The sequence below is a fragment of the Roseinatronobacter monicus genome (assembly GCF_006716865.1).
Classification (GTDB): domain Bacteria; phylum Pseudomonadota; class Alphaproteobacteria; order Rhodobacterales; family Rhodobacteraceae; genus Roseinatronobacter; species Roseinatronobacter monicus.
The window spans coordinates 1,762,632-1,787,810 of record NZ_VFPT01000001.1 but is presented as its reverse complement, the minus strand read 5'-3'; the positions used below and the strand labels follow the sequence as shown (position 1 = coordinate 1,787,810).

Below are 25,179 nucleotides of genomic sequence, written 5' to 3'. Positions count from 1 at the left end.
TCCAAAGGCGCGGGCATTGGCATTTTCGGGCTTGGCAGGCCAGTTTCGCGCGCATATGGTCGCACGCATGAAGACCTTGACCCGCATCATTACCTGCTGCATTTGCCGCTGAGTTTCTCGGCGGTTGGTCTTTTTGGCATTCTTCCTTGTCTGACAGCACCTTCCGCCGGGCCCGCGCGCCTTGAGAGGATGGCATGACCGAAATCAGACTGCACAATTCGCGCACCCGCCGCAAAGACCCCTTCGTGCCCTTGGACCCCCAGAATGTGCGGATGTATGTCTGCGGCCCCACGGTCTATGACCGCGCGCATTTGGGCAATGCGCGGCCTGTCGTGGTGTTCGATGTGCTGTATCGGTTGTTGCGCCATGAATATGGTGCGGATCAGGTGACCTATGCGCGCAATTTCACGGATGTCGATGACAAGATCAATACCCGCGCACGCGTGTTGCAGGAGGCGGGCGATAAACGCCCCTTGAACGAGATCATCCGCGCGCTGACGGATGAGACGATTGACTGGTATCACGCGGATATGGACGCCTTGGGCGCGCTGCGCCCTGACCACGAGCCGCGCGCGACCGAGTATATCGCCCAGATGGTCGAGATGATCGAGGGGCTTGTCGCCAAGGGTCATGCCTATGCGGCAGAGGGGCATGTGCTGTTCGATGTGCGCAGCTACCCCGATTACGGCGCGCTGTCGGGCCGGTCGGTCGATGACATGATCGCAGGCGCGCGGGTCGAGGTCGCACCATACAAGCGTGACCCGATGGACTTCGTCTTGTGGAAGCCGTCAAGCGCGGAAGAGCCGGGTTGGGACAGCCCTTGGGGGCGGGGGCGTCCGGGCTGGCATATCGAATGCTCGGCCATGGCGGATGACTTGCTGTGGCAAAAACCGCTGGCCGAGGGGCGCTTGAGCGCTGAAGCGCTGGCGCATCCGCATGGGTTTGACATTCATGGTGGCGGCATTGATTTGCAATTCCCCCATCATGAGAACGAGATCGCGCAATCTTGCTGTGCCCACAAGCATGAGGGGGCCGCGCATGGCGAATTTGCGCGCTACTGGCTGCATAACGAGATGGTGCAGGTCGAGGGCAAGAAGATGTCCAAATCCTTGGGCAATTTCTTCACAGTGCGGGATTTGCTAGATCAGGGCTGGCCGGGCGAGGTGATCCGGTTTGTGATGCTGTCCACGCACTATCGGAGTCCGATGGATTGGACGGAGGAGAAAGCGCGAGAATGCAAGAGAACGCTCTCTGGTTGGTACAATTTGACTGAAGGTGTCAAAGCTAGCAACATAGTCGACTTTTCAGCTTCAGACGTGCTTGCGGATGATCTCAATACACCAGCTGCGATTGCGAGACTTCATGAATTGGCGAAAGCCAATAAGACCGCAGAGCTCAAGTCTGCGATGACTCTACTTGGTTTCCCTAATTCAGAAAATGTGCAATGGTTTCGTGAGTATCATGTGACACTTTCAGGAACGATGTCGAGTGGAAATACTCCATTGTTTTTAAATGAAATTGTACCGTTTCTGGAAAAGTGGCAGTCGCTAAGAATGGAAAAGAATTACGAGGCGGCTGATGCATTGAAGCGAGCACTCGAAAGTACAGGCTTGAGGGTTCAGAACTTCCAAGGTGGGCCCTCGGCGAGGGTGCCAAGTGACTTCGACCCCAGCAAACTAGAGGCCCTCAAATGACCCGTGAGCGCCTCACCCTCTACGACACCACGCTCCGCGACGGCCAGCAGACGCAGGGTGTGCAATTCTCGACGCCGGAGAAACACGCCATCGCGGCCATGCTCGACAGCCTCGGCATTGACTATATCGAGGGCGGCTGGCCCGGTGCGAACCCCACTGACAGCGAGTTTTTCGCCGCAAAACCGCAAACCAAGGCCATCTTCACCGCCTTTGGCATGACCAAGCGCGCGGGGCGGTCCGCGGAGAATGATGATGTGCTGGCGGCAGTGCTGAATGCAGGCACATCTGCGGTCTGTCTGGTGGGCAAGACCCATGATTTTCATGTGACCACGGCCCTTGGGATCAGCCTTGATGAGAATATCGACAATATTGGTGCGTCGATCAAACATTGCGTGGCCCAAGGGCGCGAGGCACATTTTGATGCCGAGCATTTCTTTGACGGCCACAAGGCGAATCCGGACTACGCCTTGCAAGCCCTGCACGCCGCCCATGATGCGGGCGCGCGTTGGGTGGTTTTGTGCGACACCAATGGCGGCACGCTGCCAAGTGAAATTCGGGCCATCACCAAGGCGGTGATTGACAGCGGCATTCCGGGCAATCGCTTGGGCATTCATTGCCATGATGATACGGGGCAAGCCGTGGCCTGTTCGCTGGCGGCTGTAGAGGCCGGCGCGCGCCACATTCAAGGCACGCTGAACGGGTTGGGGGAGCGGTGCGGCAATGCCTCGCTCACCACGTTGATCCCGACGCTGCTGTTGAAGCCCGCCTATGCCGACCGGTTCGAGACGGGTGTCAGCCATGACGCGCTTCAGGGGCTGCTGCGCATTTCGCGCAAGCTGGATGATATTCTGAACCGCGTGCCGCTGCGTACGCTGCCCTATGTCGGGGCCTCGGCCTTTGCGCATAAGGCCGGATTGCATGCCAGCGCCATTCTCAAAGACCCCAGCACCTATGAGCATATCGCGCCTGCGACCGTGGGCAATGCCCGCGTGGTGCCGATGTCCAATCAGGCGGGGCAGTCGAATCTGCGTATGCGGCTGGAAGATATGGGCGTTGCGGTGGCCAAGGGCGACCCGCGCCTTGGCGTGATTCTCGACGAGATCAAAACGCGTGAGGACGTGGGCTATGCCTATGACAGCGCGCAGGCGAGTTTCGAATTGCTCGCGCGGCGCGCGCTGGGGCAGGTGCCCGATTTCTTCGAGGTCAAGCGCTACCGCGTCACGGTCGAGCGGCGCAAGAACAAGTATAACCAGATGGTCACGCTGTCCGAGGCGGTGGTCGTGGTCAAGATCGGAGACGAAAAGAAGCTCTCGGTGTCGGAATCGATGGATTCTGAGGGGCATGATCGCGGCCCGGTCAATGCGCTGGCAAAAGCGCTGGCGAAAGATCTTGGCCCCTATCAGGCTGCGATTGATGACATGAAGCTGGTCGATTTCAAGGTGCGTATCACCCAAGGCGGGACCGAGGCTGTGACCCGCGTCATCATCGATTCCGAGGACGGGCAGGGCCGCCGCTGGTCGACCGTGGGGGTGTCGCCCAACATAGTGGATGCGAGTTTCGAGGCGTTGCTCGATGCCGTTGTCTGGAAATTTCTGCGCGACGGAGTGCGCTCATGTCCGACCTGACCCGCGAAGACGCCTTTCTGACGCTCTACACGGATCTGGCGCGCGAAGGGCCGGGGGCGGCGGCAGATCTTGGCTGGGCCTTGTCGGTCGCAGCAACGCCGTCAGCGGCGCGGATTTGCGATGCGGGCTGCGGGTCGGGTGCGGATACGGTCACGTTGGCCAAGGAACGGCCACAAGCGCAGATCGACGCGGTGGACCAGATCGCCCATTTCGTGGCAGCCGCACAAAAGCGCACGGCCCCCTTTGGTGCGCGCGTGCAGGTGTATCAGGAAGATATGGCCGCGCTGAAGGGTCCGTATGATCTGATCTGGTGCGCGGGTGCATTGTATTTTCTGGGCGTGACCGAGGGGCTGACGCGGTGGCGCACAGCACTTGCACCGGGTGGGGCAGTGGCGTTTTCCGAGCCGTGTCTTTTGTCCCGCCCGTCCGAGGCTGCGCGCGCTTTCTGGGCCGAGTATCCGCAAATCACCGATGTGGCAGGCATTCGGGCGCGGGTCGCGGCGGCGGGCTACCGCGTGTTGGGCGAGCAGATGCAGATCGGCGACGCATGGGAGGCGTATTATATCCCCATGGCCAAACGCATCGCAAAGCTGCGCCCTGAGGCCACCGGCGCATTGAGTGAGGCGCTGGACGAGGCCGAGCGCGAGATCGCGCGCTGGCGCGCGGCCCCGTCCGAGATTGCCTATGCCTTGATGGTGGTCGCGCCGGACTTACCTTTGCCGCATGAATGATCTTGCAAAAAAGCTGCGCATTGGTGACCCCGACCGCTATGCCGCGACCTTGGCCGCGCCGGAAGATGTCCGTGAACAACTTTGGCCGCTTTATGCTTTCAATCTGGAAATCGCGCGCGCGCCGTGGATGACGGCAGAACCGATGATTGCCGAGATGCGGCTGCAATTCTGGGCAGATGTGCTGGACGAGATTGCACAAGGCAAAGCGCCGCGCGCCCATGAGGTGGCAAGCCCCTTGGCCGAACTCTGGCGCGCCGCTGACCTGCCGCTTGCGTTGGGTCATGAGATGATCGCCGCGCGGCGCTGGGATATCTACCGCGACCCCTTTGCCGATAACGCGGCACTGGAGGCGCACCTGAACGCGACCAGCGGCCATCTGATGTGGCTGGGCGCGTTGGCCTTGGGGGTGGGGCCGCAGGCCGAAGCGCCGCTGCGCGACATGGGCTATGCGGCCGGGCTGGCGAACTGGTTGCTGGCTGTTCCGCGCCTCGAAGCGGCGGGGCGTATTCCGCTGGTGGATGGGCGCGACAATGCTGTCGCGGCGCTGGCGCAGGCTGGGTTGATGCGGCTAAAGCGCGCGCGGGCACAGCGCGCCAAAGTGCCCGCCTGTGCGCTGCCGGTCATGCTGACGGGATGGCAGGCGGATGCAATCCTGACAACCGCTGCGAAAGCGCCGCATCTTGTGCAGGCAGGCGGGATACAAAGCTCGGAATTCAAGCGCCGGGGCAGTCTTTTGCTGCGCGCATTGTCCGGGCGGTGGTGAATCGCTTGCAGGCAAGACAGGGTGTTCACGCTTTTTCGTCCGGATGGGATGAAAACCAGATTTGAATCGCCCCGCCTTCGCCTTGCCAATATCCGCGCCTGCCAGTAGGGTGCGCGCGAAATTGCCCTTTGGATACGTGTCCGGGGCGTGCTTTCATGCCCGGATTTTCGGGTTTCAAATGACAGGAGCTTCCATGTTCGTTACACCTGCCTATGCGCAAGATGCCGGTGCCGCCAGCGGTCTGATTTCGATCATTCCCTTTATTCTTATCTTCGTCATCATGTATTTCCTGCTGATCCGTCCACAGCAGAAAAAGATGAAGGAACATCAGGCAATGGTCGGTGCATTGCGGCGCGGCGATCAGGTCGTGACCCAAGGCGGGATCATCGGCAAAGTGGTCAAGGTCAAGGAAGATGGCGAGGCAGAGGTCGAGATTGCAGAGGGCGTCAAGGTTCGCGTTCTCAAGGCGACCATCGCCAATGTGATTTCCAAGACAGAGCCTGCTGCGAAAGAATGACAGTCCTGTACGGCCTGTCCTGACACCTGAACACCCGGGGGCGATGCTCTGATGCTGCAAATACCGATGTGGAAACGCGTCTTGATCTGGTCAATCTGCGCTTTGGCGCTGTTGTTCGCTATTCCCAACCTGTTCTATGACCGGGTTGAGCGACATAATGATGCCGTTGCAATGATTGAGGCAGGGCAAGGCGATGCTGCGATGCAGGACGCGCGCGCAGCGTGGCCGTTCTTCCTGCCGTCGTTCCTGGTCAATCTGGGACTGGATTTGCGCGGTGGCGCACATCTGCTGGCAGAAGTGCGTGTGTCAGAAGTCTATGCAGACCGCATTGACGGCATGTGGCCCTCGGTGCGCGACCGGCTGCGTGACGACCGTGACGTCGTAGGCGCGGTGCGGCGCATTCCATCCGATGATCCGGGCGAATTGCGGGTGCGCATCACCAATACAGATGCGATTGACGAGGCGGCCAGCTTCGTGCGCGAACTGGCGCAGCCGACACAGTCAATCTCGGGGTTTTCGCAGGCCCGTGATCTGGAAGTACGTGTAGAGGGCGAAGATATCGTCGTCACCCTGTCCGAGGCCGAGCGCGTTGCCACGGATGAACGCACAATGCGTCTGTCGCTGGAAATCATCCGTCGACGCGTGGATGAGGCAGGCACGCGAGAGCCTACCATTCAACGCCAAGGCTCGGATCGGATTCTGATACAGGTGCCCGGCATCGGCTCTGCGGAAGAACTGAAAGAGCTGATCGGCACAACCGCGCGCTTGACCTTTCATCCGGTTGTGAATGTGACGTCAAACCCCGATCAGGTTCCCGAACCCCGGCAGGTGATCTATCCGTCGATAGACGAGCCGGGAAGCTATTACATTCTGGAACAAACACCTGTCGTGACCGGCGAACAGCTGGTTGATGCACAGCCCGGCATGGACCAGAACAACCGCCCAGCAGTGAATTTCCGCTTCAATCCGGCAGGTGGGCGCGCTTTCGGCATCTATACCGCCGAGAATATCGGCAATCCCTTCGCCATTGTGCTGGACGGCGAGGTGATTTCTGCCCCTGTGATCCAAAGCCATATTCCCGGCGGCTCGGGCATTATCACAGGCCGGTTCACAGTTGAGGAGACAAGCCAACTCGCCGTGTTGCTGCGCGCAGGCGCGCTGCCCGCCGAGATGGATTTTCTGGAAGAGCGCACAGTTGGCCCTGAATTGGGGCAAGACAGTATCGACGCGGGCCGCATTGCCGCCATGGTGGCGATGGTCGCGGTGCTGGGCTTCATGCTGGCCAGCTATGGCATATTCGGGATCATCGCCAATATCGCATTGTTGCTGAACATCTCGATGATATTTGCGCTTCTGTCGCTGATCGGGGCCACGCTGACGCTGCCGGGCATTGCCGGGATCGTGCTGACAATCGGTATGGCCGTTGATGCGACAGTGCTGATCTTCGAGCGAATACGCGAAGAAATGCGAACGGCGAAAGGGCCAGCGCGTGCCATCGAGCTGGGCTATGACAAGGCATTGTCAGCCATTCTGGATGCCAATATCACCACTTTCATCACAGCATTGATCCTGTTTGCGATGGGCTCTGGTCCGGTGCGGGGCTTTGCGATCACGCTGGGCTTGGGCATTCTGACGTCGGTCTTTACGGCGCTGATGGTCACGCGGCTGATGATGGTTATCTATTTCGAGCGCAGACGCCCGAAAACACTCGCAATCTGAGGGGTTGAACATGCGACTTAAACTGGTTCCGCAAGGCACCTCTGTTGACTTCTTCCGTCATTGGAAGACAACTTTCGGCGGCTCTGTGGTGGCGATGGTGCTGTCGATCGTCGCGTTCGCGGTGATGGGGCTGAATTTCGGCATCGATTTCCGTGGCGGCACCTCGATCCGCACCGAGGCGCAGGCCCCGGTCGATATCGGCGAATACCGCGCGGCGATTATGCCGCTGGGCTTTGGCGATGTGGCCATCACAGAAGTGTTCGACCCTGCCTTCGGGACTGATCGTCATGTTGCGATGGTGCGTATTCAGGCACAGGAAGGCACAGAGGCCATCACCACAGAACAGATTTCTGCGGTGCGCGACGCGTTGCAGGGTTTGGACCCGACGCTGACTTTTGCCGCCGTAGATTCGGTCGGGCCAAAGGTGTCGGGGGAGTTGATCCAGTCAGCCATCATCTCGGTGGTTCTGGCGCTTGCGGCGGTGCTGTTCTATATCTGGCTGCGCTTTGAATGGCAGTTCTCTGTGGGCGCGGTGGCCGCATTGGTGCATGACATTGTGCTGACAATCGGGATTTTCAGCGTGCTACAGATCCGCTTTGATCTGGCGATTATTGCTGCACTCCTGACAATCGTGGGCTACTCGCTGAATGATACGGTGGTGGTGTTTGACCGGGTGCGCGAGAACCTGATCAAATACAAAAAGCGCCCTCTCAAGGAAGTGCTGACCCTGTCCATCAACGAGACGCTGTCGCGCACGGTGATGACCTCGGTCACCACATTGCTCGCACTGCTTGCGCTGTTCATCCTTGGGGGCGATGTGATCCGTGGATTTGTATTTGCCATGATCTGGGGTGTGATCGTGGGGACGTATTCCTCGGTCTTCGTGGCCTCGGCGGTGTTGCTGCGGCTTGGGGTCAAACGCGACTGGTCCAAGAATTCGGGTGATACGGCAGGCACCCAGTTCGGCGTCAAGGAGAGTTGAGATGCGCCTGACCGAAGTTGATTTCGGTGCGGCTCAGCCCGTCGAAGGATACGGGCCGGGTTTCTTCCGCATCGGCGGCGTGGCGCATGAGGCCCCTTTGCTGGTCGTGCCAGGGCAGGTGCTGCCATGGGGCGGATATGACGACACCGAAGCGCTGCTGGCGCTGGCTGGACAAGTGGATGTCGTGTTCATCGGCACAGGCGGTGAGATTGCGCATATTCCGGCACCCTTGCGGGGCGCGCTGGAGGATGCCGGATTGGGGGTCGAGGCAATGGACAGCCCCGCCGCCTGTCGGACATATAACGTTCTGCTGTCCGAACAGAGGCGCGTTGCCCTTGCCGTTTTGCCTGTGGGCTGAGGGCGGGATTTGAGTATTTATTGCAAGAAAATGATGCGGGTTTGTGCGCAGCGGGGCAGCCTGTGGCGCTTGGTGTAACGAATATTGCCTGCGCACGGGGGGGGCTTGCCTTGTTGGAGGGGGTAAGTTTCACAGTGACCCCCGGTGCGGCCCTCGTGTTGCGCGGACCCAACGGCTGCGGCAAGACAACCTTGTTGCGCACCATTGCCGGATTGCAGCCCGCATTGGCGGGCAAGATTGACTGTGCGCCTGATGCCATTGCCTATGCGGCACATGCCGATGGGATCAAGGCCACCCTGACCGTGGCGGAAAACCTGCGTTTCTGGGCGGCGATTTATGGCACCATCGGAATTGATACTGCGCTAGAGCAGATGAATTTGCGCGGTCTGGCGGAACGCGCGGCGCAAAACCTGTCAGCGGGACAAAAGCGGCGGCTTGGACTGGCACGGTTGATGGTGACGGGTCGACCGGTCTGGGTGCTGGACGAGCCCACAGTCTCGCTGGATACGGCGTCGGTTGCGCTGTTTGTGGATGTGGTGCGCCAGCATCTGGCTGGCGGAGGAATGGCGGTGATGGCCACGCATATTGATCTGGGTCTGCCAGAGGCCGAGATCCTTGATTTGTCGCGCTTCAAAGCCCGTTTGCCAGAACCGGGCCGCGGCAGTTTTGATGAGGCATTCTTGTGATCGCGCTGTTGATGCGGGATTTGCGACTGGCCTTTAGGGCGGGCGGTGGCTTTGGGCTGGGGCTTGCGTTTTTTCTGATACTGGCTGTGCTGGTGCCGTTGGGCGTGGGGCCGGAGCCGCAGATTCTGGCCCGCATCGCGCCCGGTATTTTGTGGGTTGGCGCGCTGCTGGCCTGTTTGTTGTCGCTTGACCGGATCTTTGCGCTGGATTTCGAGGATGGCTCGCTTGACCTGTTGGCGACAGCGCCGGTGCCGCTGGAAGCGGCGGTCAGCATCAAAGCACTGGCGCATTGGCTGACGACGGGTCTGCCGTTGGTTCTGATCTCGCCAGTCTTGGGGTTGCTGCTGTTCTTGCCCGGCGAGGCCTATGTCTGGCTGATCGTGTCGCTGGCTTTGGGCACGCCGGCCTTGTCGGTTATCGGCACTTTCGGCGCGGCGCTGACTGTCGGGTTGAAGCGGGGGGGATTGTTGCTGTCCTTGCTGGTGCTTCCTTTATATATTCCGACACTCGTTTTCGGCGCAGAAGTGGTGTCGCGCGGGGCGATGGGGCTGGCGGTTGACACGCCGCTGGCGCTGCTTGCGGGCATCACGGCGGGGGCTGTGGCAATATTGCCCTTTGCATCTGCCCATGTGCTGCGGATAAACCTTCGGTGAGCCGCGCGATGCGGAGTTGAGAGCGACCCAAGTGAAAGATAGGTAAGTCTCATGGCGTCCTTTTGGGAATATGCAAACCCGCTGAAATTCATGCGGACCACAGATTGGCTGTTGCCGATTGTGGCGGTGGCAGCGCTTGTCGTGACAGCGACCGGGCTGATCTGGGGGTTTTTCTTTACGCCGGATGATTTTCGGCAGGGGTCCACTGTGAAGATCGTGTTCCTTCATGTGCCCGCCGCCATGATGGCGATCAATGCGTGGGTGATGATGCTGGTGGCCTCGCTTGTGTGGTTGATCCGGCGGCATCATGTCAGCGCCTTGGCGGCCAAGGCGGCGGCCCCTGTGGGGCTGGTCATGACCTTGATCGGGTTGATAACGGGCGCAGTCTGGGGCCAGCCGATGTGGGGCACATGGTGGGCGTGGGATCCGCGCCTGACCAGCTTTCTGATCCTGTTCCTGTTCTATCTGGGCTATATTGCGCTGTGGTCTGCAATTGATGACCCCGATACTGGTGCGGACCTGACGGCTGTGCTTTGTCTGGTGGGATCGGTTTTCGCGGTGCTGTCGCGCTATGCGGCAAATTTCTGGAATCAGGGCTTGCATCAGGGGGCGTCGCTGTCGGTGGCACCCGGCACACGTATGGATTGGGCGTATAAGGCACCGCTTTACACCTGCATGGTGGGCTTTGGGCTGATTTTCCTGACGCTTGTGCTGGCGGGCACGCGCACTGAAATCCGGGCGCGCCGTATGAAGGCGCTTGTCACGCGGGAGCGGATGGCATGATGCCCGATCTTGGACGCTATGCGCTGGAAGTATCGCTGGCCTATCTTGTGTCATTGGGACTGATCGGGGTTCTGGTGCTGTGGTATTGGGTGCGAGGCCGCTCGGTGCGCCGACAGCTGAATGAAATTGAGTCACGTCGAGGAGAGAATGGGTAAATTCAGACCGCTGATGTTCTTGCCGCCAGTGTTGTTTTTGGCACTCGCCGCATTGTTTTGGTTCGGAAATCTGCGAGAGGATCGTGAAGCACTGCCCTCTGCGCGCGAAGGGCAGGCGGCACCTGCTGTGATGCTGACGCAGTTGGGGGATCTGGAGATGTTCGACGATGACACCTTGCGCGACGGCGAGGTGAAACTGGTGAATTACTGGGCCTCGTGGTGTGCGCCTTGTCGGGCCGAGCATCCGTTGCTGGAAGAATTGGCGTTGGAATTGCCCGTCTATGGGATCAACTACCGCGACCAGCCAGATCGTGCGCTGGAGTTTCTGGACGAATTGGGCAATCCCTTTGCCGCGAGCGGAGCAGATGCGGCAGGCAGGATGGCGCTGGATTGGGGCCTGTATGGCGTGCCGGAAACCTATGTCGTGGCAGGGGACGGGACAATCGTCTTGCGCTTTGCAGGGCCAATCACACGCGAGGTTGTCGCCAACCGCATTCGCCCCGCGATCGAGCAGGCGGCTGCGCGGTGAGCGTAAGCTATCAGTTGGAACCGGATCTGAGCGCCGCAGAATTTGCGGCGCTTTTGACATCGTCAGGGCTGGCCGCGCGCCGACCCACAGACCTGACGCGGCTGGATGCCATGCTGCGCGGCGCGCAACTGGTGGTCACCGCGCGGTATGCTGGGCGCTTGGTGGGGGTTGCCCGTTCGATCACTGATTGGGCCTATTGCCTGTATTGCTCTGATCTGTGCGTAGATCGCGCGCAACAGGGCAGGGGCATTGGCAAGGCGCTGCTTGCGCGCACGGCGGCAGAGGCATCGGGCGTCAAAACCTGTTTGCTGCTATCAGCCCCGGATGCGGTCAGCTTTTACGAGGTGGCGGGCTATACGCGCCACACGGGCGCTTTCGTCTTTGCCAAAGGGTCGTGATTATTCGCGCACGATGAAGGGCATGATCTCGCGCTCTGTGCCGTTGGTCAGGATCAGCTCCCAACGGCCTGGACGCGTCATCTGGCCAGAGCCGGACCATGCGCCGCTGCTATCCGTGCCTGTGTCCAGCATGATTGCCTGACCGCCGACGGGGCGCAGCACCACTTGCGGGTCTTGTGCCTCTGAATGCTCGACTGTCAGGTCAACTCGGTAGCCGCCGTCAATGGCAACCGATGTGCGGATTTGCGGGGTCAGTTCCACTGTGTGAAGCAACAAGGTCTGGTTTGCGCCGACGATTGGCAGCGGCTCGCGCACGAAGAAAGACACGGACGCCATCAAGATGATAAAGCCCATCACAAGGCCGAGGAGTGTTAGGGCGATGATGCGGGTAGACATGGGGCGTGGCTCCTGGTCGAGTGTGAGCGCCTGCCTAGCCGTGTGGCGTGGTGGCGTCAAGCAACTGACCTGCGATGGTTTTCAGGTCAAGGCGATGCAAAATCTATCAAAGTCGAAAGCCTGCTGAGACAGGCAGCACAGTTCCCGTTATGCCGCTGGCCGCGTCCGAGAGCAGGAAGCGCACGGCCTGCGCCACCTCATCCAGTTGGGCCAGCCGCGACAGCGCGGTTTCATCGGTGAATCGCTTGATCATTTCTGCGGAACGCGGCGCATAATCGCGTTCAATCGCCCCCGGTGCCACGGCATTCACTCGAATGCTGCGCGGGCCAAGCGCCTTGGCGCAGCCGATGGTCAGGTTTTCCAGCGCAGCCTTGCTCGCGCCGTAAACCGGGGCAGAGGCGGGTGGAAAACGGGCATTGATACTGGTGATGTTGACGATTGCACCACCGCGCGGCAAATGCGGCAGTGCCGCGCTGATAAGGGCCATCGGGGCGAGCGCATTAACGTGAAGAATGTCTTGCGCAAGTGCCATGTCGAATGCATCTGGCGGGGGTTCGGCGCTGATAAGGCCCGCACTATTCACCAGCCCGTCCAGCCGCCCGAAGCGCGCAATTACTGAGGCAATCAGCGCTGTCGGGTCTGCACTGCGCAGGTCGGCCTGTAGGGCAAGCGTTTGGGGGTGCTGTTGGCAAAAGACCGCGGCATCCTCTGCCGCGGTCTTGTAGGTGATTGCAAGGTCATGATCCGGGGCCAAGACATCTGCAATGGCGCGCCCGATCCCTCGGGCGGCACCAGTTATCAGTATGACGCGCCGCGTCATGCCGCCTTGGCAAGATTGCGCAGCACATAGTGCAGCACGCCGCCATGCTCGACATATTCCTTCTCAATGGCGGTATCGATGCGGCATTTGAGTGCTATCGTTTTCTCGCGCCCATCCGCATAGGTGATCGTGCAGGGCACTTCGGAAAGCGGTTTCAGATCGCCCTCCAGCCCCGTGATCGAGACGGTTTCGTCACCCGTCAGGCCAAGCGATTTGCGCGTATCGCCGCCCGTGAATTCGAAGGGGATGACGCCCATGCCGACCAGATTGGAGCGGTGGATGCGCTCGAACGATTCGGCGATCACGGCCTTGACGCCCAGCAGGTTGGTGCCTTTTGCCGCCCAGTCGCGTGACGAGCCTGCGCCATATTCGATGCCGCCAAAAATGACCAAAGGTGTTCCATCATTCTGATAGGCCATCGCCGCGTCAAAAATGGCGCTTTGCTCGCCATCGGGGCCTTTGGTATAGCCGCCCTCGACGCCGTCCAGCATCTCGTTGCGGATGCGGATATTGGCGAAAGTGCCGCGCATCATCACTTCATGGTTGCCCCGACGCGATCCGTAGCTGTTGAACTCGCGCACTGGCACCTGACGCTCTTCCAGATACTTACCAGCGGGCGTGGATTGCTTGAAGCTGCCTGCCGGGCTGATGTGGTCGGTGGTGATCATGTCGCCGAGGATGGCCAGCACGCGTGCGCCGGTAATATCCGAGATGGTGCCTGCCTCTTTCGGCATGTCGCGGAAATAGGGCGGGTTCTGGATATAGGTCGAGCTGGAAGGCCAGTCATAGGTTTCGGAATCGGTCGTCTCGACGCCCTGCCATTTTTCGTCGCCTTTGAAGACATCGGCATATTTCGACTGGAACGCTTCGCGCGTGACGGTTTGCTGTACCAAATCGGCGACTTCTTTCTGGGTGGGCCAGATGTCTTTCAGGTAGACATCCTTGCCGTCGGGCGTTTGTGCGATTGGGTCTTTGGTGATGTCGATATTCATATCACCGGCCAGCGCGTAGGCGACCACCAGCGGCGGGCTGGCCAGATAGTTCGCGCGCACATCCGGGCTGATGCGCCCTTCAAAGTTGCGGTTGCCTGACAGGACAGACGTGGCGATCAGATCGTTGTCGCTAATCGCCTTCGAGATTTCCTCTTGCAGCGGGCCGGAATTGCCAATGCAGGTGGTGCAGCCATAGCCCACAAGGTTGAAGCCGATGGCGTCCAGGTCTTCTTGCAGCTCTGCCGCTTCCAGATAGGCGGACACGACCTGAGAACCGGGTGCAAGCGAAGTTTTCACCCAAGGCTTGCGGGTCAGACCCAGTGCACGCGCCTTGCGCGCAACCAGACCGGCCCCAATCATGACATAGGGGTTGGAAGTGTTTGTGCAGGATGTGATCGACGCGATCACGACCGAGCCGTCGCGCAAGGTGTAACCCTCGCCATCGACTGTTGCTGTTTTGCGCGGGTCGGCAGGGGCGGATGGGGCAGGCCCTTCGTCGGCCATATCGCCCGCATCGGCATCGGCAGCAACACCGCGATATTCGGACACAACGTCGAGAAATTTCTCGGCCGCACGGTCCAGTGGCGTATGGTCTTGTGGGCGCTTGGGACCAGAAATGGCGGGTACAACGGTGCCCATGTCCAATTCAAGCGTACTGGTGTAGACGGGGGCATAATCCGCACCGCGCCAGAACCCGTTTTCTTTTGCGTAAGCTTCGACCAGCGCAATGCGATCTTTGTCGCGGCCAGTCTGCTCCAGATAACGCAAGGTTTCCTGATCAATCGGGAAGAAGCCGCAGGTTGCGCCATATTCAGGTGCCATATTGGCGATGGTCGCACGGTCGGCCAGCGGCAGGTGGTCCAGCCCGTCGCCGTAGAATTCGACGAATTTGCCAACCACGCCATGCGCGCGCAGCATTTGCACGACCTTCAGCACTAGATCGGTCGCCGTGGTCCCTTCCAGCATCGCGCCGGTCAGTTTGAAGCCGACAACTTCAGGGATCAGCATGGAGACAGGCTGGCCCAGCATCGCGGCCTCGGCCTCGATCCCGCCGACACCCCAGCCCAGCACGGCCAGACCGTTGACCATAGTGGTGTGGCTATCGGTGCCGACGAGCGTGTCGGGATAAGCGACAGTTTCGCCATTCTGGTCTTCGTCGGTCCAGACGGTCTGGGCCAGATATTCGAGGTTCACCTGATGGCAGATGCCGGTGCCCGGTGGTACAACGCGGAAATTGTTGAACGCGCCCTGACCCCATTTCAGAAAGGTGTAACGTTCCATGTTGCGTTCATATTCGCGGTCGACATTCATCTGGAAGGCGCGCGGATTGCCGAATTCGTCAATCATGACCGAGTGGTCAATGACCAGATCAACAGGATTCAGCGGGTTGATCTTCTGTGCGTCGCCGCCCAATGCCTTGATCCCGTCGCGCATGGCGGCCAGATCGACCACTGCCGGAACGCCGGTGAAATCCTGCATCAGAACGCGGGCAGGGCGATAGGCGATTTCGCGGGGGTTCTTGCCGCCATTTGCCGCCCAGTCCGAGAAGGCCTTGATGTCATCAAGGGTGACAGTGTTGCCATCCTCAAAGCGCAGCATGTTTTCCAGCACGACCTTCAGCGCGGCAGGCAATTTCGAGAACGTGCCCAAGCCCGCAGCCTCTGCGGCGGGAATGGAGTAATAGGCAACGGTTTTGCCGCCTGCACTAAGGGTCTTGCGCGTGCCTGCGCTGTCTTTTCCGACGAATACGGTCATGGGGCTTTGGCCTCCCTTGAGGGTGAAAATGGCTGTTGCTGACCATGCCATACCCTTTTCTGGCAAGGCCGATCAAGTAAAATCCGGCGATTTGTATACCGTTGTGCACAAAAAATTCATCTGCTTTGCCACTTGGGGCCGGTGTTGCGTTCTTGTCGCGTTTCAGGGTACTCGCAAAACCTTGATTGGCCCCGGCATCCGTGCATGGTTAGATCAGCGCTACCGAAACAAACAGGATACTCACATGAGGCTGGCCAATCGCTGCGGAGTATTGATATCTGCGATCCTTGGTCTGGCAACACCTGCCGTTGCGCAGCAAAGCCCTGTGCTTGTGGAATTATTTACATCTCAAGGCTGCGCAGCCTGCCCCCCAGCGGACAGATTGCTTGATGCGCTGGCCGACCGCGATGATGTCATAGCGCTGGCACTGCATGTGGATTACTGGGATTACATTGGCTGGGCCGACAGTTTCGGCAAGTCGAAGTTCAGCAAACGACAAAAGGATTACGCACGCTCCAAGGGGCGCGCTTCGGTCTACACGCCGCAAATGATTATTGGCGGGATTGATGAAGTGAAAGGGTCATCCGAGCAGCAGGTAATGGGAACATTGGCGCGGCATTTGTCGATCTTCGTTTCTGATACGGATGTGCGGCTTACACTGACAGGTAGCCCCGGCAGCGAAGTCAGTATCGAGGCTGTGGCGCAGGACGGGCTTGCCTATGCCGCAGATGTGCAATTGGTGCGCTACCGCGACGCAGAGACTGTCGATATCACCGGTGGCGAAAATAACGGCAAATCCGTTGTCTACCGTAACATAGTCACCTCTTGGGAGGTGATCGGCACATGGGACGGCGTCAACCCATTCCGGCATTCTGTCCATACCAGCGGCGATGATCCCGTTGTGGTCGTGATTCAGGAGCAAGGCCACGGGCCGGTGCTTGCAGCCGCGCGACGGCGTTAAAAAAAATACTATATTGTTTCATGAATAATTGCGCGGTCGCGCTACTGTTTTGGTGTGGCTCGAGAGCAAGCAGGCGGATGCGATGACAGTGACATTTGTTGTGAACGGAACCCCAAGGCAGACCGATATGGCACCCGAGACACCGCTTTTGTGGGTGCTGCGGGATGATTTCGGCCTGACCGGCACCAAATTCGGCTGCGGTATAGCGGCCTGTGGCGCCTGCACCGTGCATATCGACGGCGAGGCAGTGCGCGCCTGCCAGATACCAGTTGGCGATGTCTGGGGCGATGTCACGACGATTGAAGGGATGGCGCAAGACGACACCCTTGCGCCCTTGCAAGAGGCGTGGGTCCGCCATCAGGTTGCGCAATGCGGCTTTTGCCAGTCTGGCCAGATCATGCAGGCCGCAGACTTGCTATCTGAAAACCCGGACCCGACGGATGAAGACATCGACGCCGCGATGGGCGGCAATCTGTGCCGCTGCGGCACCTATTCGGCCATTCGCGCGGCCATCCATGACGCTGCGCGCGTCCTGAACGGAGGGCGCGCAGGATGAGCAGGCTTGGCAAAATCACGCGTCGCACTCTTCTGGTGGGGGCTGTGGCTGTAGCTGGCGGGGCTGCGTTCGGGGTGTATCAGGTCCGCAAGCCTGTCACGAACCCTCTGCGCCCTGAACAGGGGGCCAGCCTGAACCCTTATGTCATTATTGACCAGCAAGGCATCAGCATCATCGCGCCGCGCGCCGAGATGGGGCAGGGGGTGCACACAACGCTGGCCGCCCTTGTGGCCGAGGAACTGGACGCCGATTGGGAAAACCTGCGCGTTCTGCACGGCCCACCCGCTGCGGCCTATTTCAATGCCGCGCTGGCGCATGGGGCCTTGCCGGTGCCTGAATATAACATGAAAGATTGGCAACGCCGCGTGACCGAAGGGCTGGGCGCGGCCAGCAAATTGTTGGGCTTGCAGGTGACTGGCGGCTCTACCTCGACCGTGGACGGGTTTACGCGGATGCGCATGGCGGGTGCCTCGGCGCGTGAGGCGCTGAAGGCGGTGGCGGCGGAGCGGATGGGTGTCGATGCCGGCGATTTACGCACGGAATTGGGCCATGTCATTGCGCCAGATGGCACCAAGATCGACTATCGTGATCTGGCGTCAGAAGCCGCAACACGCGATGTGCCACAAGTGGCCCTGCGCAACCCTGATGACTGGACATTGCTGGGCCGGTCGCTGCCGCGCAGCGACATGCGCGCCAAGGTGACAGGGCAGGCGCAGTTCTCCACCGATATCGTGCTGGAGGGGATGAAGTTTGCGACCGTGCGGAACTGCCCCTATCTGGGGGGCGGCATGGCAGGGTTTGACCCCGCACCCGCGCTGGCCCTTGCAGGGGTCGAGCAGGTGCTTGATCTGGGCGATGGGGTGGCGGTGATTGGCAGCAACACTTGGGCCGCGATGCAAGGGGCAGAAGCGGTCGAGATTGACTGGACCCCCTCGCCCTTGCCCGCCACACCCGATGCGATGTTCGACCAGATCGCGCGGGCTTTTGACGCGCGGCCTAATTCTACCATGCGCGATCAGGGCGCGCCCGATGAGGTGGCGGCAGAGATCGAAGTGGAATACCGCGTGCCGTTCTTAGCCCATTCAACGATGGAGCCGATGGGCGCCACTGCCGTGCTGCAAGACGGACATCTGACACTCTGGGTGGGCAATCAGGCCCCGCGCGAGCACGCGAAAGTCGCGGCGGAAGCGGCTGGAATTGAAGTGGAAAATGTCACTCTGCATACGGTGTTTTTGGGCGGTGGTTTCGGGCGCCGGGTCGAGACGGATGTCACCCGTCAGGCGGCAACTCTGGCCGCGATGTTGCCGGAAACCCCGATCCGACTGACATGGTCGCGCGAAGAGGACATGCGCCATGATTTCTACCGTCCCGCCGCCATTGCCCGTATGCGCGGCGCTGTGACGGAGGGGCGTGCAGTGTTGTTTGATGCCAAGATCGCCGCCCCGTCCGTGACGCGTGCGGCCATAGGGCGGATCATCGGGCGCGAGATGGGCGGGCCGGATAAGGGCCATGTCGAGGGCGCGTTTGACCAGCCCTATGAAATCCCGAATTACCGCGTTGCGGGCCATCTGGCGGAACTGGATGTGCCAATCGGGTTCTGGCGGGCGGTGGGCAGCTCCTTCAACGGGTACTTTCATGAGTGCTTTATTGACGAGTTGGCCCATGCGGCGGGCCGTGATCCGTTGCAATTCCGGCTGGATCATGTCGGCGCGGAAAGCCCCGTCGCGGGCGGTGTGCTGGAGAGTGTGCGCGATCTGTCAGGCTGGGGCGCGCCTGTGCCCGAGGAGGTGGGGCGCGGGGTGGCGATGACTTGGTCATTTGGAACGCCGACAGCCGTTGTGATTGATCTGGAACGTGAGAATGGCGGCATTCGCATTGCACGCGCTTTCATGGCCTGTGATCCCGGCCTTGTGCTGGACCCTGCAATCGTGCGCGCACAGATGGAATCGGGGCTGATTTACGGGCTGTCGGCGGCGCTGATGGGCGAGATTACCTTTACCGACGGGCGCGCGGATCAGGGCAATTTCCCCGAATATGATGCGCTGCGTATGTTCAACACGCCGCGTATCGAGGTGGCGATTGTGCAGGACAATCCGCATATGGGTGGGGTCGGAGAGCCGGGCACGCCGCCTGCCATGCCCGCACTGGCCAATGCGCTGTTTGCCCTGACCGGCCAGCGGGTGCGGTCGCTGCCCTTGCTGCCCCATGCGGATTTTCTGGTTTGAACGCTGCGCGTCACAAACGGGCGGGCAGGGCGGCGTAGCCGCGAAAACGGATGCGCCCGCCCGGTATGCGCCCGACCTTCAAGCTGTAGTCTGGAAAGCGCGCCAGAAAGCGATCCACGGCGATGCGCCCTTCCATCCGCGCGAGGGTCAGGCCCACGCAGATATGTGGCCCGCCTGCAAAGGCCAGATGGCGGTTGGGCTTGCGGGCAATGTCGAAACGCTGCGGGTGGTCGAACACGTCCGGGTCGCGGTTGGCAGCCCCGATGCACAGATGCAGATTGGTCCCGCGCGCGATGTCCACCCCGCCAATTGTGACCGCTTGCGTGGTTTCGCGGTTCCCGAACTGGTTGGGCGAAAGATAGCGCAAGCTTTCCTCGATTGTGCTGTTGAGCAAGGTCGGGTCAGCTTTTAGCCCCGCCAGTTGGTCAGGGTGGTCATGCAGCAGGGCCAGCGTATTGCCGATCAGGTTGGTGGTGGTTTCATGGCCCGCATTCAGAATGAAAATGCAGTTTTGCAACAACTCGCGCTCGGACAGTTGCTCGCCTGCGCTGGTGCCTTGGATCAGGCGGGTCAGAACATCGGTTTCAGGGTCGCCCGGTTGCGCACGCCGCCGCGCGACAAGGTCTTGCAGATAGGCCACGAACTCTTCAACCGCGCGGTTTCCGCGGGTCAGTTCCGCATCGCTCAAAACCGGCTCTAGGGCGCCCAGAATCGCCAGTGACCAATCGCGCAGGGGGCCACGTTCGTCATGGGGGACATCCAGCAGGTTGCCGATGATCTGGATCGGAATGGCCGAGGCGAAATCCTCGATCAGGTCCACCGAAGCGCGGCCTTGCATCTGGTCGAGCAAATTGTCGACCGCCGCCACCAGTCCCGGTTCCATCCGCGCGATTGCGCGCGGGGTCAGGGCCGAGGTCATGATCTTGCGCACGCGGGTGTGCAAGGGTGGGTCATTGAACACAAGCGAGGAGGTGTGATGCGCGTATAGCGGCGAATCGCGCCCGAATTTCGGTTCAAAAACAACGGTCTTGTCAGATGAGAAGCGCATTGTGTCGCGGTAGATGGCATCAAGGTCCGCGTGACGCGTGATCAGGACTGATCCGTCAGGTTGGGGCAGCACCGGGTGGCTTGCAAGCAGATCGGCATAATAGGGAAACGGATCATCACGGAACCCTTCCGGCGGGTTGGACAGGTCAAATCCGGCGATCCCGGCGCATGTCATGGCATTTCTCCTCTCCTCGATTTCCCTTGCGCGCGAGACTGCGCAAGGAATGCGCGCAGGGCAAGGGCGTGATGCGCTTTTCTTCTGTGATCGGTGTCGATAGTCTGGAGCGTGCAATATGACATGGAGTGCTGCGAGGGTGAGTCGGATCGACAGATATCTGTTGGCGCAGCTTTTGGCCGTTTTTGCATTCTTCTCGCTTGTGCTTGTCTCGGTCTATTGGGTCAACCGCGCCGCGCGATTGTTTGACGCGCTGATCGGGGATGGCCAGAGTTTCTGGGTATTTCTGGAATTATCGGCCCTGACCCTGCCAAATGTTATCCGCGTGGTGCTGCCGCTTTCGGCCTTTACGGCGGCGGTCTATGTCGCCATCCGGCTGACGCGCGACAATGAAATGATCGTGCTGCAAGGCACAGGCATGTCTTATCTGCGGATGCTGCGCCCGGTGGCGATGTTCGGGATCATCGTTGCGATGATGCTGGCATTGCTGATGCATGTGTTGATGCCCTTGTCGCGTGCGCAACTGGCCGAGCGGCAGGTCGAGATTGCAGAGAATATCACCGCGCGCTTTCTGCGGGCGGGCGAGTTCCTTGAACCTGCCGACGGGGTCGTCGTGTTCCTGCGCAGCGTGACATCTGAGGGGAAGCTGGAAGATGTGTTTCTGTCTGATGCGCGCACGCCGGGCACGCGGGTGGACTATAACGCCACCTCGGCGCTGCTTGTGCCCGGATCGCAAGGACCGGTTCTTGTCATGCTGGACGGTGTTGCTCTGGTCTATTCAGAGGCGACGAACCGGCTGACGACGATTGCCTTTGATGATCTGGGTTTCGATATCGGTGCGTTGATCGGGCCTGCGGGGCGCGGGCCGGATGTGCGCGAATTGCCCACGCATGTGCTGCGCAATTCTGATGGCCCGACATTGGAGCAGATGGGGCTGACACTGGCCGAAGCGCGATTCGAGGTGATGTCGCGGCATGCGCACCCGCTTTTGGCGCTGGTGACGTCGCTGATCGGGTTTGCTGCGGTGTTTCTGGGCCAGTTCAGCCGCCTTGGCGCATGGCGTCAGGTGTTGGGGGCCATTGCCGCAATGGCGGTGATCCAGCTTGTGGGCAGTGCCAGCACAGGCCCTGCGCTGGGCAATGCGTCCCTTGCGGGGCTGGCCTTTGTTCCGGTGGTGCTGGGGATAGTGGTGATCGCGCTGATGGTGTTGTGGGTCAGTTGGCCGCGCGGCGCGCGGCAATGGGGGCGCGCATGATCCTAGAGCGGTATTTGATGCGGCGAATTGGCGGAACCTTTCTCATGGTTTCGGGCATTTTCCTGGGCATGCTGTTGCTGCTGGATATGGTCGAGCAGATGTTCAGACTTGCAGGCCAGTCGGTCAGCATTGGTCAGATCGTGCAACTGTCTGCCTTGAATCTGCCAGAGGGATTTTATGAAATTGCCCCCCTTGTTCTGATGCTGTCGGCCATGTGGGTGGGCCTTGGCTGGTCGCGCACGTCGGAAGTTGTTGTCATTCGTGCGATTGGCCGGTCTGTGCCGCGTCTTGTTATTTTGCCTGCTGTGGCGGTGCTGGTGGTCAGCATGGTCTTTGTGGCAGTGATGAACCCGCTGGTGGCGGGTGCGTCACGTGAATACGACCGGACGATGGCGCAAATCCGGGGCACGCCCACAAGTGTCGCTACGATCAGTGCGCAAGGGCTGTGGTTGCGGCAGGCGGATGCGCAGGGTCAAACGGTCATTCACGCCTCTAGTGCCGAGGCCACGGGCACGATTTTGCGCGATGTGACCTTTCTGGTGTTTCACGCGACCGAAGGGGTGACACGCAGGCTTTATGCGGAACGCGCAGAGTTGCGGCCCGGTCTGTGGCAACTTGATGAGGTCAAGCTGTGGGATCTCTCGGCGCTCAACCCCGAACAATCGGCGGAGTTCCAGCAGCGGCTTGATGTGCCCACCGATCTGACACCAGAGCAGATCCGCGACAGTTTCGGGCAAGTGCGCGCCATCCCGCTGATGCAACTGCCCGGTTTCATCGCAACACTGGAGCGCGCGGGCTTTGCTGCGCTGGAACACCGGATGCGGCTGAACATGGAACTTGCCTTGCCGATCATGCTGACCGGCATGATGCTGTTGGCGCTGGCACTGAGCATTCACCACATGCGCGCAGGCAGTGCCGGTGTTCGTGCGCTGATAACGATTCTCGCTGGATTTGCCCTGTTCTTTCTGCGTAACTTTGCGCAAGTCTTGGGGGAATCCGGACAAATTCCGGTGATTCTGGCTGCTTGGGGACTGCCTGTTGCCACGCTTTTGCTGGCAATTGGTGTAATGCTGAATCTGGAGGAAGTGTGATGCCCGAAAGGCATCCGACTGGGGGCATGGCTGCGTGGTTTGCGCGGCCTTTTCGCGTGCGCGCCGTCATGGCCGGTATCGCGTTTCTGGTCGCTTTCGCCTTCGCACATCCCGCCCTTGCCCAAAACCCGGAGCCGGAGCCGCAATTCGCAACGCTTGTCGCAGACCAGCTGCGCATCGAGGGGGCGGATGTTCTGGTCGCTGAGGGCAATGTTGAAGCGCTTTTTGGCGATACGCGCCTGCAAGCAAGACGGGTTGTTTTCAACCGGCGCGATGGAACGCTGCGGATTGACGGGCCTTTGGTGCTGAATGAGGGGCGCGAGGTTATCATTCTGGCAGATCAGGCGGACATGTCGGATGCGCCGCGCCGCGGTTTGATCCGGTCCGCCCGCGTGGTTTTTGACGAGCAGTTGCAGATCGCCGCCCATTCGGTCGAACGTCTGGACGAACGCTTTACCGAGATGAACAATGTAATCGCCTCGTCTTGCGAAATCTGTGCGCAGCGGCGCACGCCCTTGTGGGAAATCCGCGCGCGGCGTGTGGTGCATGACGATCAGGAGCAGCAGGTGTATTTCGAGAATGCGCAGTTCCGGCTGTTCGGACTGCCTGTGGCCTATATCCCACGCCTGCGGGTTCCCGACCCGCGCCTGCAACGGGCCAGCGGTTTTCTGAGCCCGCGTTTCGTAATCGACACGGGGCATGGGGTTGGCTTGCGCGCCCCTTATTTTCTGGCCTTGTCGCAAGACAGGGATCTGACTGTGACGCCGTTTGTAGGGACCAAGGGCACGCGGGCGCTGGAATTGCGCTACCGGCAGGCCTTTGCGAACGGGCGGTTGGAACTGGGCGGGCTTGTTGCGCGCGATTCAATTCGTCCGGGCGGGTTGCGGGGCTTTGGCTATGCAGAGGGTGAATTTGCGGTGGGGCGCGGATTTATCTTCAGCTTTAACGTGATTCAGCCGTCTGACAGGCAGGTTCTGGATGATTATGACCGAGGTGCGTCGCGTCTGACAAGTGACCTGACCTTGCAGCGCGTGCGGCGCGATGAGCGTATCCGGCTGCAATTTCTACAGTTCCGATCCATGCGCCTGAATGAGGTAAACGCAACCTTGCCCAATCGAGTGGGACAGGCGGTGCTGGAGCGGCGCATGGATGTGCCGGGCGTGGGCGGTGTGGCCGGGTTCCGGCTGGAGGCGCATCTGCATCAGCGCAGTCAGGCTGTGGGGCTGGGCGGAGAGCCTGCACCCGTGCCCGGAATTGCCGCAGGGCCACGCCCCCGGCAGGTGGGCCGCCTGAGCCTTGATTTGGATTGGCGGCGTGATGCTGTGCTGCCCGGTGGTGTGCTGGGGGCTGTGGGCGGGCATATCGGGCTGGACCGCTTAACGCTGACACAAACGCAAGGCGTCTTTCCCACCTCGGCCACGCGGGTCACCCCGAATGCCATGGTCGAATTGCGCTGGCCGCTGGTGCGCACAGGGCCGGATGCCGTGTCGCATGTGGTCGAGCCGGTTGCGCAAGTGATCTGGGGCCGCGACTCTGTGTCGGACCTTCCGCATGAGGCAAATCGCCTGCCAGAGTTCGATGAAGGCAATCTGTTCAGTTATGACCGCTTCGCTGCCCGCGATGTGCGCGAGGGTGGGTTGCGGGCCAATCTTGGCATAAGCTGGACGCGCCATGACCCGACTGGCTGGTCCAGCACCCTGACGCTTGGCCGGATTTGGCGACAGCGCGATCTGGAACAGTTCTCACCCGAGACGCCGCTTTCGGGGGCGCGGTCAAGCTGGCTGGTCGCTGGCAGTATCGACGCGATTGATGGGCTGCAACTCAGCAATCGTTCGGTGTTTACGTCGGAATTCAGGCTGGAACGCACGGCTTTTGAGTTGGATTGGAGCGCCGACAATTACACGATCTCGACCAGCTATATGCGGATTATCGCCAACCCGTTCGAGGGGCGTGACAGAACATCTGCGGAATGGAGCTTTGACGGCGCGCGCGATATAGATGAATTCTGGACCGCACGCGTGGGGTGGCGCTATGATGTGGCGCGAAACCGCGCCGCACGTGCGTCAATCGGGGTGGAGTATGAAAATGAGTGTTTGCGCATGAGCATGGGGGTTGAACGTCAGTTTGCGTCGGCGACATCGCCCAATAACCGGACAAGTCTGGGCTTTACGGTCGATATACTTGGCATTGGCGGCAATCCATCGCGTGCAAGACGCAGCTGCAACGACATCTGAGCATGCAACCGCCCACGCGCCCTATTTTCAGGGCCATTCAGGCCCGGATGCGCATACGCAAGCTTGATGCTGCGCTGCA

Annotated in this window: 24 protein-coding genes; 20 read left to right on the top strand and 4 right to left on the bottom strand. The window is 60.4% G+C overall.

The genetic code is table 11. The features are described 5' to 3' along the window. Window positions 1-194 precede the first annotated feature (194 nt). The 14 genes from cysS to BD293_RS08405 all read left to right on the top strand — a co-directional run bounded on the left by cysS (window position 195) and on the right by BD293_RS08405 (window position 11,593). Window positions 195-1,694 (top strand): cysteine--tRNA ligase, encoded by a 1,500-nt coding sequence (gene cysS / locus BD293_RS08470; RefSeq protein WP_142080822.1) that lies wholly within the window; start codon window positions 195-197, stop codon window positions 1,692-1,694. Further along, window positions 1,691-3,319: a citramalate synthase gene (cimA, locus tag BD293_RS08465; RefSeq protein ID WP_142080820.1), complete on the top strand. Its 1,629-nt coding sequence runs from the start codon at window positions 1,691-1,693 to the stop codon at window positions 3,317-3,319. Before cysS ends, cimA begins: the two co-directional genes overlap by 4 nt. Then, entirely contained in the window at window positions 3,307-4,050 is a 744-nt protein-coding gene (locus tag BD293_RS08460; RefSeq protein WP_142080818.1) for a class I SAM-dependent methyltransferase, read from the top strand. The genes cimA and BD293_RS08460 overlap by 13 nt, the downstream gene beginning before the upstream one ends. Continuing rightward, window positions 4,043-4,813 (top strand): squalene/phytoene synthase family protein, encoded by a 771-nt coding sequence (locus tag BD293_RS08455; RefSeq protein ID WP_142080816.1) that lies wholly within the window; start codon window positions 4,043-4,045, stop codon window positions 4,811-4,813. Before BD293_RS08460 ends, BD293_RS08455 begins: the two co-directional genes overlap by 8 nt. A gap of 193 nt (window positions 4,814-5,006) precedes the next feature. Further along, on the top strand, window positions 5,007-5,330 hold the full coding sequence (gene yajC, locus BD293_RS08450) for a preprotein translocase subunit YajC (RefSeq protein ID WP_142080814.1): 324 nt from the start codon (window positions 5,007-5,009) through the stop codon (window positions 5,328-5,330). Between the two features lie 51 nt (window positions 5,331-5,381). Beyond that, window positions 5,382-7,049, top strand: a complete 1,668-nt coding sequence (secD, locus tag BD293_RS08445) for a protein translocase subunit SecD (RefSeq protein ID WP_142080812.1) — start codon at window positions 5,382-5,384, stop codon at window positions 7,047-7,049. Window positions 7,050-7,059: 10 nt separating this feature from the next. Further along, complete coding sequence (gene secF, locus BD293_RS08440; protein ID WP_142080810.1) at window positions 7,060-8,031, top strand: protein translocase subunit SecF; 972 nt, start codon at window positions 7,060-7,062, stop codon at window positions 8,029-8,031. Window position 8,032: 1 nt separating this feature from the next. Then, a complete protein-coding gene (locus BD293_RS08435) occupies window positions 8,033-8,389 on the top strand; it encodes an Mth938-like domain-containing protein (RefSeq protein WP_142080808.1) in 357 nt (118 codons plus the stop codon). 62 nt (window positions 8,390-8,451) lie between these two features. Then, window positions 8,452-9,075, top strand: a complete 624-nt coding sequence (gene ccmA, locus BD293_RS08430; protein WP_142080806.1) for a heme ABC exporter ATP-binding protein CcmA — start codon at window positions 8,452-8,454, stop codon at window positions 9,073-9,075. Beyond that, window positions 9,072-9,728, top strand: coding sequence for a heme exporter protein CcmB (ccmB, locus tag BD293_RS08425; RefSeq protein WP_142080804.1), 657 nt, complete (start codon window positions 9,072-9,074; stop codon window positions 9,726-9,728). Before ccmA ends, ccmB begins: the two co-directional genes overlap by 4 nt. Window positions 9,729-9,779: 51 nt before the next feature. Beyond that, complete coding sequence (locus BD293_RS08420) at window positions 9,780-10,511, top strand: heme ABC transporter permease (RefSeq protein ID WP_142080802.1); 732 nt, start codon at window positions 9,780-9,782, stop codon at window positions 10,509-10,511. Then, entirely contained in the window at window positions 10,508-10,666 is a 159-nt protein-coding gene (gene ccmD / locus BD293_RS08415; RefSeq protein WP_142080800.1) for a heme exporter protein CcmD, read from the top strand. Before BD293_RS08420 ends, ccmD begins: the two co-directional genes overlap by 4 nt. Further along, window positions 10,659-11,195, top strand: coding sequence for a DsbE family thiol:disulfide interchange protein (locus BD293_RS08410; protein WP_142080799.1), 537 nt, complete (start codon window positions 10,659-10,661; stop codon window positions 11,193-11,195). The genes ccmD and BD293_RS08410 overlap by 8 nt, the downstream gene beginning before the upstream one ends. Continuing rightward, the gene (locus BD293_RS08405; RefSeq protein WP_142080797.1) at window positions 11,192-11,593 is read left to right on the top strand and encodes a GNAT family N-acetyltransferase; all 402 of its coding nucleotides are present in this window, start codon (window positions 11,192-11,194) and stop codon (window positions 11,591-11,593) included. Before BD293_RS08410 ends, BD293_RS08405 begins: the two co-directional genes overlap by 4 nt. On the opposite strand, the gene BD293_RS08400 is transcribed toward BD293_RS08405, so the two are convergent. From BD293_RS08400 to acnA, 3 genes are all read right to left on the bottom strand, one after another. After that, complete coding sequence (locus BD293_RS08400) at window positions 11,594-11,989, bottom strand: hypothetical protein (protein WP_142080795.1); 396 nt, start codon at window positions 11,987-11,989, stop codon at window positions 11,594-11,596. A 106-nt stretch (window positions 11,990-12,095) separates the two neighbouring features. Further along, entirely contained in the window at window positions 12,096-12,809 is a 714-nt protein-coding gene (locus BD293_RS08395) for an SDR family NAD(P)-dependent oxidoreductase (protein ID WP_142080793.1), read from the bottom strand. Then, window positions 12,806-15,556 carry an aconitate hydratase AcnA gene (acnA, locus tag BD293_RS08390; RefSeq protein WP_142080791.1) on the bottom strand — a complete coding sequence of 917 codons (2,751 nt, stop codon included), beginning with the start codon at window positions 15,554-15,556 and terminating at the stop codon, window positions 12,806-12,808. The genes BD293_RS08395 and acnA overlap by 4 nt, the downstream gene beginning before the upstream one ends. A 244-nt stretch (window positions 15,557-15,800) precedes the next feature. On the opposite strand from acnA, the gene BD293_RS08385 reads away from it, so the two are divergent. From BD293_RS08385 to BD293_RS08375, 3 genes are all read left to right on the top strand, one after another. Continuing rightward, a complete protein-coding gene (locus BD293_RS08385) occupies window positions 15,801-16,517 on the top strand; it encodes a DUF1223 domain-containing protein (protein ID WP_142080788.1) in 717 nt (238 codons plus the stop codon). 82 nt (window positions 16,518-16,599) lie between these two features. After that, the gene (locus BD293_RS08380; RefSeq protein ID WP_142080787.1) at window positions 16,600-17,073 is read left to right on the top strand and encodes a (2Fe-2S)-binding protein; all 474 of its coding nucleotides are present in this window, start codon (window positions 16,600-16,602) and stop codon (window positions 17,071-17,073) included. After that, entirely contained in the window at window positions 17,070-19,298 is a 2,229-nt protein-coding gene (locus tag BD293_RS08375; RefSeq protein WP_142080785.1) for a xanthine dehydrogenase family protein molybdopterin-binding subunit, read from the top strand. The genes BD293_RS08380 and BD293_RS08375 overlap by 4 nt, the downstream gene beginning before the upstream one ends. Window positions 19,299-19,308: 10 nt before the next feature. On the opposite strand, the gene BD293_RS08370 is transcribed toward BD293_RS08375, so the two are convergent. Then, on the bottom strand, window positions 19,309-20,520 hold the full coding sequence (locus BD293_RS08370) for a cytochrome P450 (protein WP_142080783.1): 1,212 nt from the start codon (window positions 20,518-20,520) through the stop codon (window positions 19,309-19,311). A 139-nt stretch (window positions 20,521-20,659) separates the two neighbouring features. On the opposite strand from BD293_RS08370, the gene lptF reads away from it, so the two are divergent. From lptF to BD293_RS08355, 3 genes are read left to right on the top strand one after another with little or no spacing between them, the layout of a single operon-like run. After that, window positions 20,660-21,775: an LPS export ABC transporter permease LptF gene (gene lptF / locus BD293_RS08365; RefSeq protein WP_170207089.1), complete on the top strand. Its 1,116-nt coding sequence runs from the start codon at window positions 20,660-20,662 to the stop codon at window positions 21,773-21,775. Continuing rightward, window positions 21,772-22,866 (top strand): LPS export ABC transporter permease LptG, encoded by a 1,095-nt coding sequence (lptG, locus tag BD293_RS08360; protein ID WP_170207088.1) that lies wholly within the window; start codon window positions 21,772-21,774, stop codon window positions 22,864-22,866. Before lptF ends, lptG begins: the two co-directional genes overlap by 4 nt. Continuing rightward, window positions 22,866-25,100 (top strand): LPS-assembly protein LptD, encoded by a 2,235-nt coding sequence (locus tag BD293_RS08355; RefSeq protein ID WP_142080777.1) that lies wholly within the window; start codon window positions 22,866-22,868, stop codon window positions 25,098-25,100. Before lptG ends, BD293_RS08355 begins: the two co-directional genes overlap by 1 nt. The last annotated feature ends 79 nt before the right edge of the window (window positions 25,101-25,179 follow it).

Bases quoted from the DNA above. Each gene is read 5' to 3' on its own strand.
- cysS (WP_142080822.1), top strand. From the start codon at position 195: ATGACCGAAATCAGACTGCACAATTCGCGCACCCGCCGCAAAGACCCC.
- cimA (WP_142080820.1), top strand. From the start codon at position 1,691: ATGACCCGTGAGCGCCTCACCCTCTACGACACCACGCTCCGCGACGGC.
- BD293_RS08460 (WP_142080818.1), top strand. From the start codon at position 3,307: ATGTCCGACCTGACCCGCGAAGACGCCTTTCTGACGCTCTACACGGAT.
- BD293_RS08455 (WP_142080816.1), top strand. From the start codon at position 4,043: ATGAATGATCTTGCAAAAAAGCTGCGCATTGGTGACCCCGACCGCTAT.
- yajC (WP_142080814.1), top strand. From the start codon at position 5,007: ATGTTCGTTACACCTGCCTATGCGCAAGATGCCGGTGCCGCCAGCGGT.
- secD (WP_142080812.1), top strand. From the start codon at position 5,382: ATGCTGCAAATACCGATGTGGAAACGCGTCTTGATCTGGTCAATCTGC.
- secF (WP_142080810.1), top strand. From the start codon at position 7,060: ATGCGACTTAAACTGGTTCCGCAAGGCACCTCTGTTGACTTCTTCCGT.
- BD293_RS08435 (WP_142080808.1), top strand. From the start codon at position 8,033: ATGCGCCTGACCGAAGTTGATTTCGGTGCGGCTCAGCCCGTCGAAGGA.
- BD293_RS08420 (WP_142080802.1), top strand. From the start codon at position 9,780: ATGGCGTCCTTTTGGGAATATGCAAACCCGCTGAAATTCATGCGGACC.
- ccmD (WP_142080800.1), top strand. From the start codon at position 10,508: ATGATGCCCGATCTTGGACGCTATGCGCTGGAAGTATCGCTGGCCTAT.
- BD293_RS08410 (WP_142080799.1), top strand. From the start codon at position 10,659: ATGGGTAAATTCAGACCGCTGATGTTCTTGCCGCCAGTGTTGTTTTTG.
- BD293_RS08400 (WP_142080795.1), bottom strand. From the start codon at position 11,989: ATGTCTACCCGCATCATCGCCCTAACACTCCTCGGCCTTGTGATGGGC.
- BD293_RS08395 (WP_142080793.1), bottom strand. From the start codon at position 12,809: ATGACGCGGCGCGTCATACTGATAACTGGTGCCGCCCGAGGGATCGGG.
- acnA (WP_142080791.1), bottom strand. From the start codon at position 15,556: ATGACCGTATTCGTCGGAAAAGACAGCGCAGGCACGCGCAAGACCCTT.
- BD293_RS08385 (WP_142080788.1), top strand. From the start codon at position 15,801: ATGAGGCTGGCCAATCGCTGCGGAGTATTGATATCTGCGATCCTTGGT.
- BD293_RS08380 (WP_142080787.1), top strand. From the start codon at position 16,600: ATGACAGTGACATTTGTTGTGAACGGAACCCCAAGGCAGACCGATATG.
- BD293_RS08375 (WP_142080785.1), top strand. From the start codon at position 17,070: ATGAGCAGGCTTGGCAAAATCACGCGTCGCACTCTTCTGGTGGGGGCT.
- BD293_RS08370 (WP_142080783.1), bottom strand. From the start codon at position 20,520: ATGACATGCGCCGGGATCGCCGGATTTGACCTGTCCAACCCGCCGGAA.
- lptG (WP_170207088.1), top strand. From the start codon at position 21,772: ATGATCCTAGAGCGGTATTTGATGCGGCGAATTGGCGGAACCTTTCTC.
- BD293_RS08355 (WP_142080777.1), top strand. From the start codon at position 22,866: ATGCCCGAAAGGCATCCGACTGGGGGCATGGCTGCGTGGTTTGCGCGG.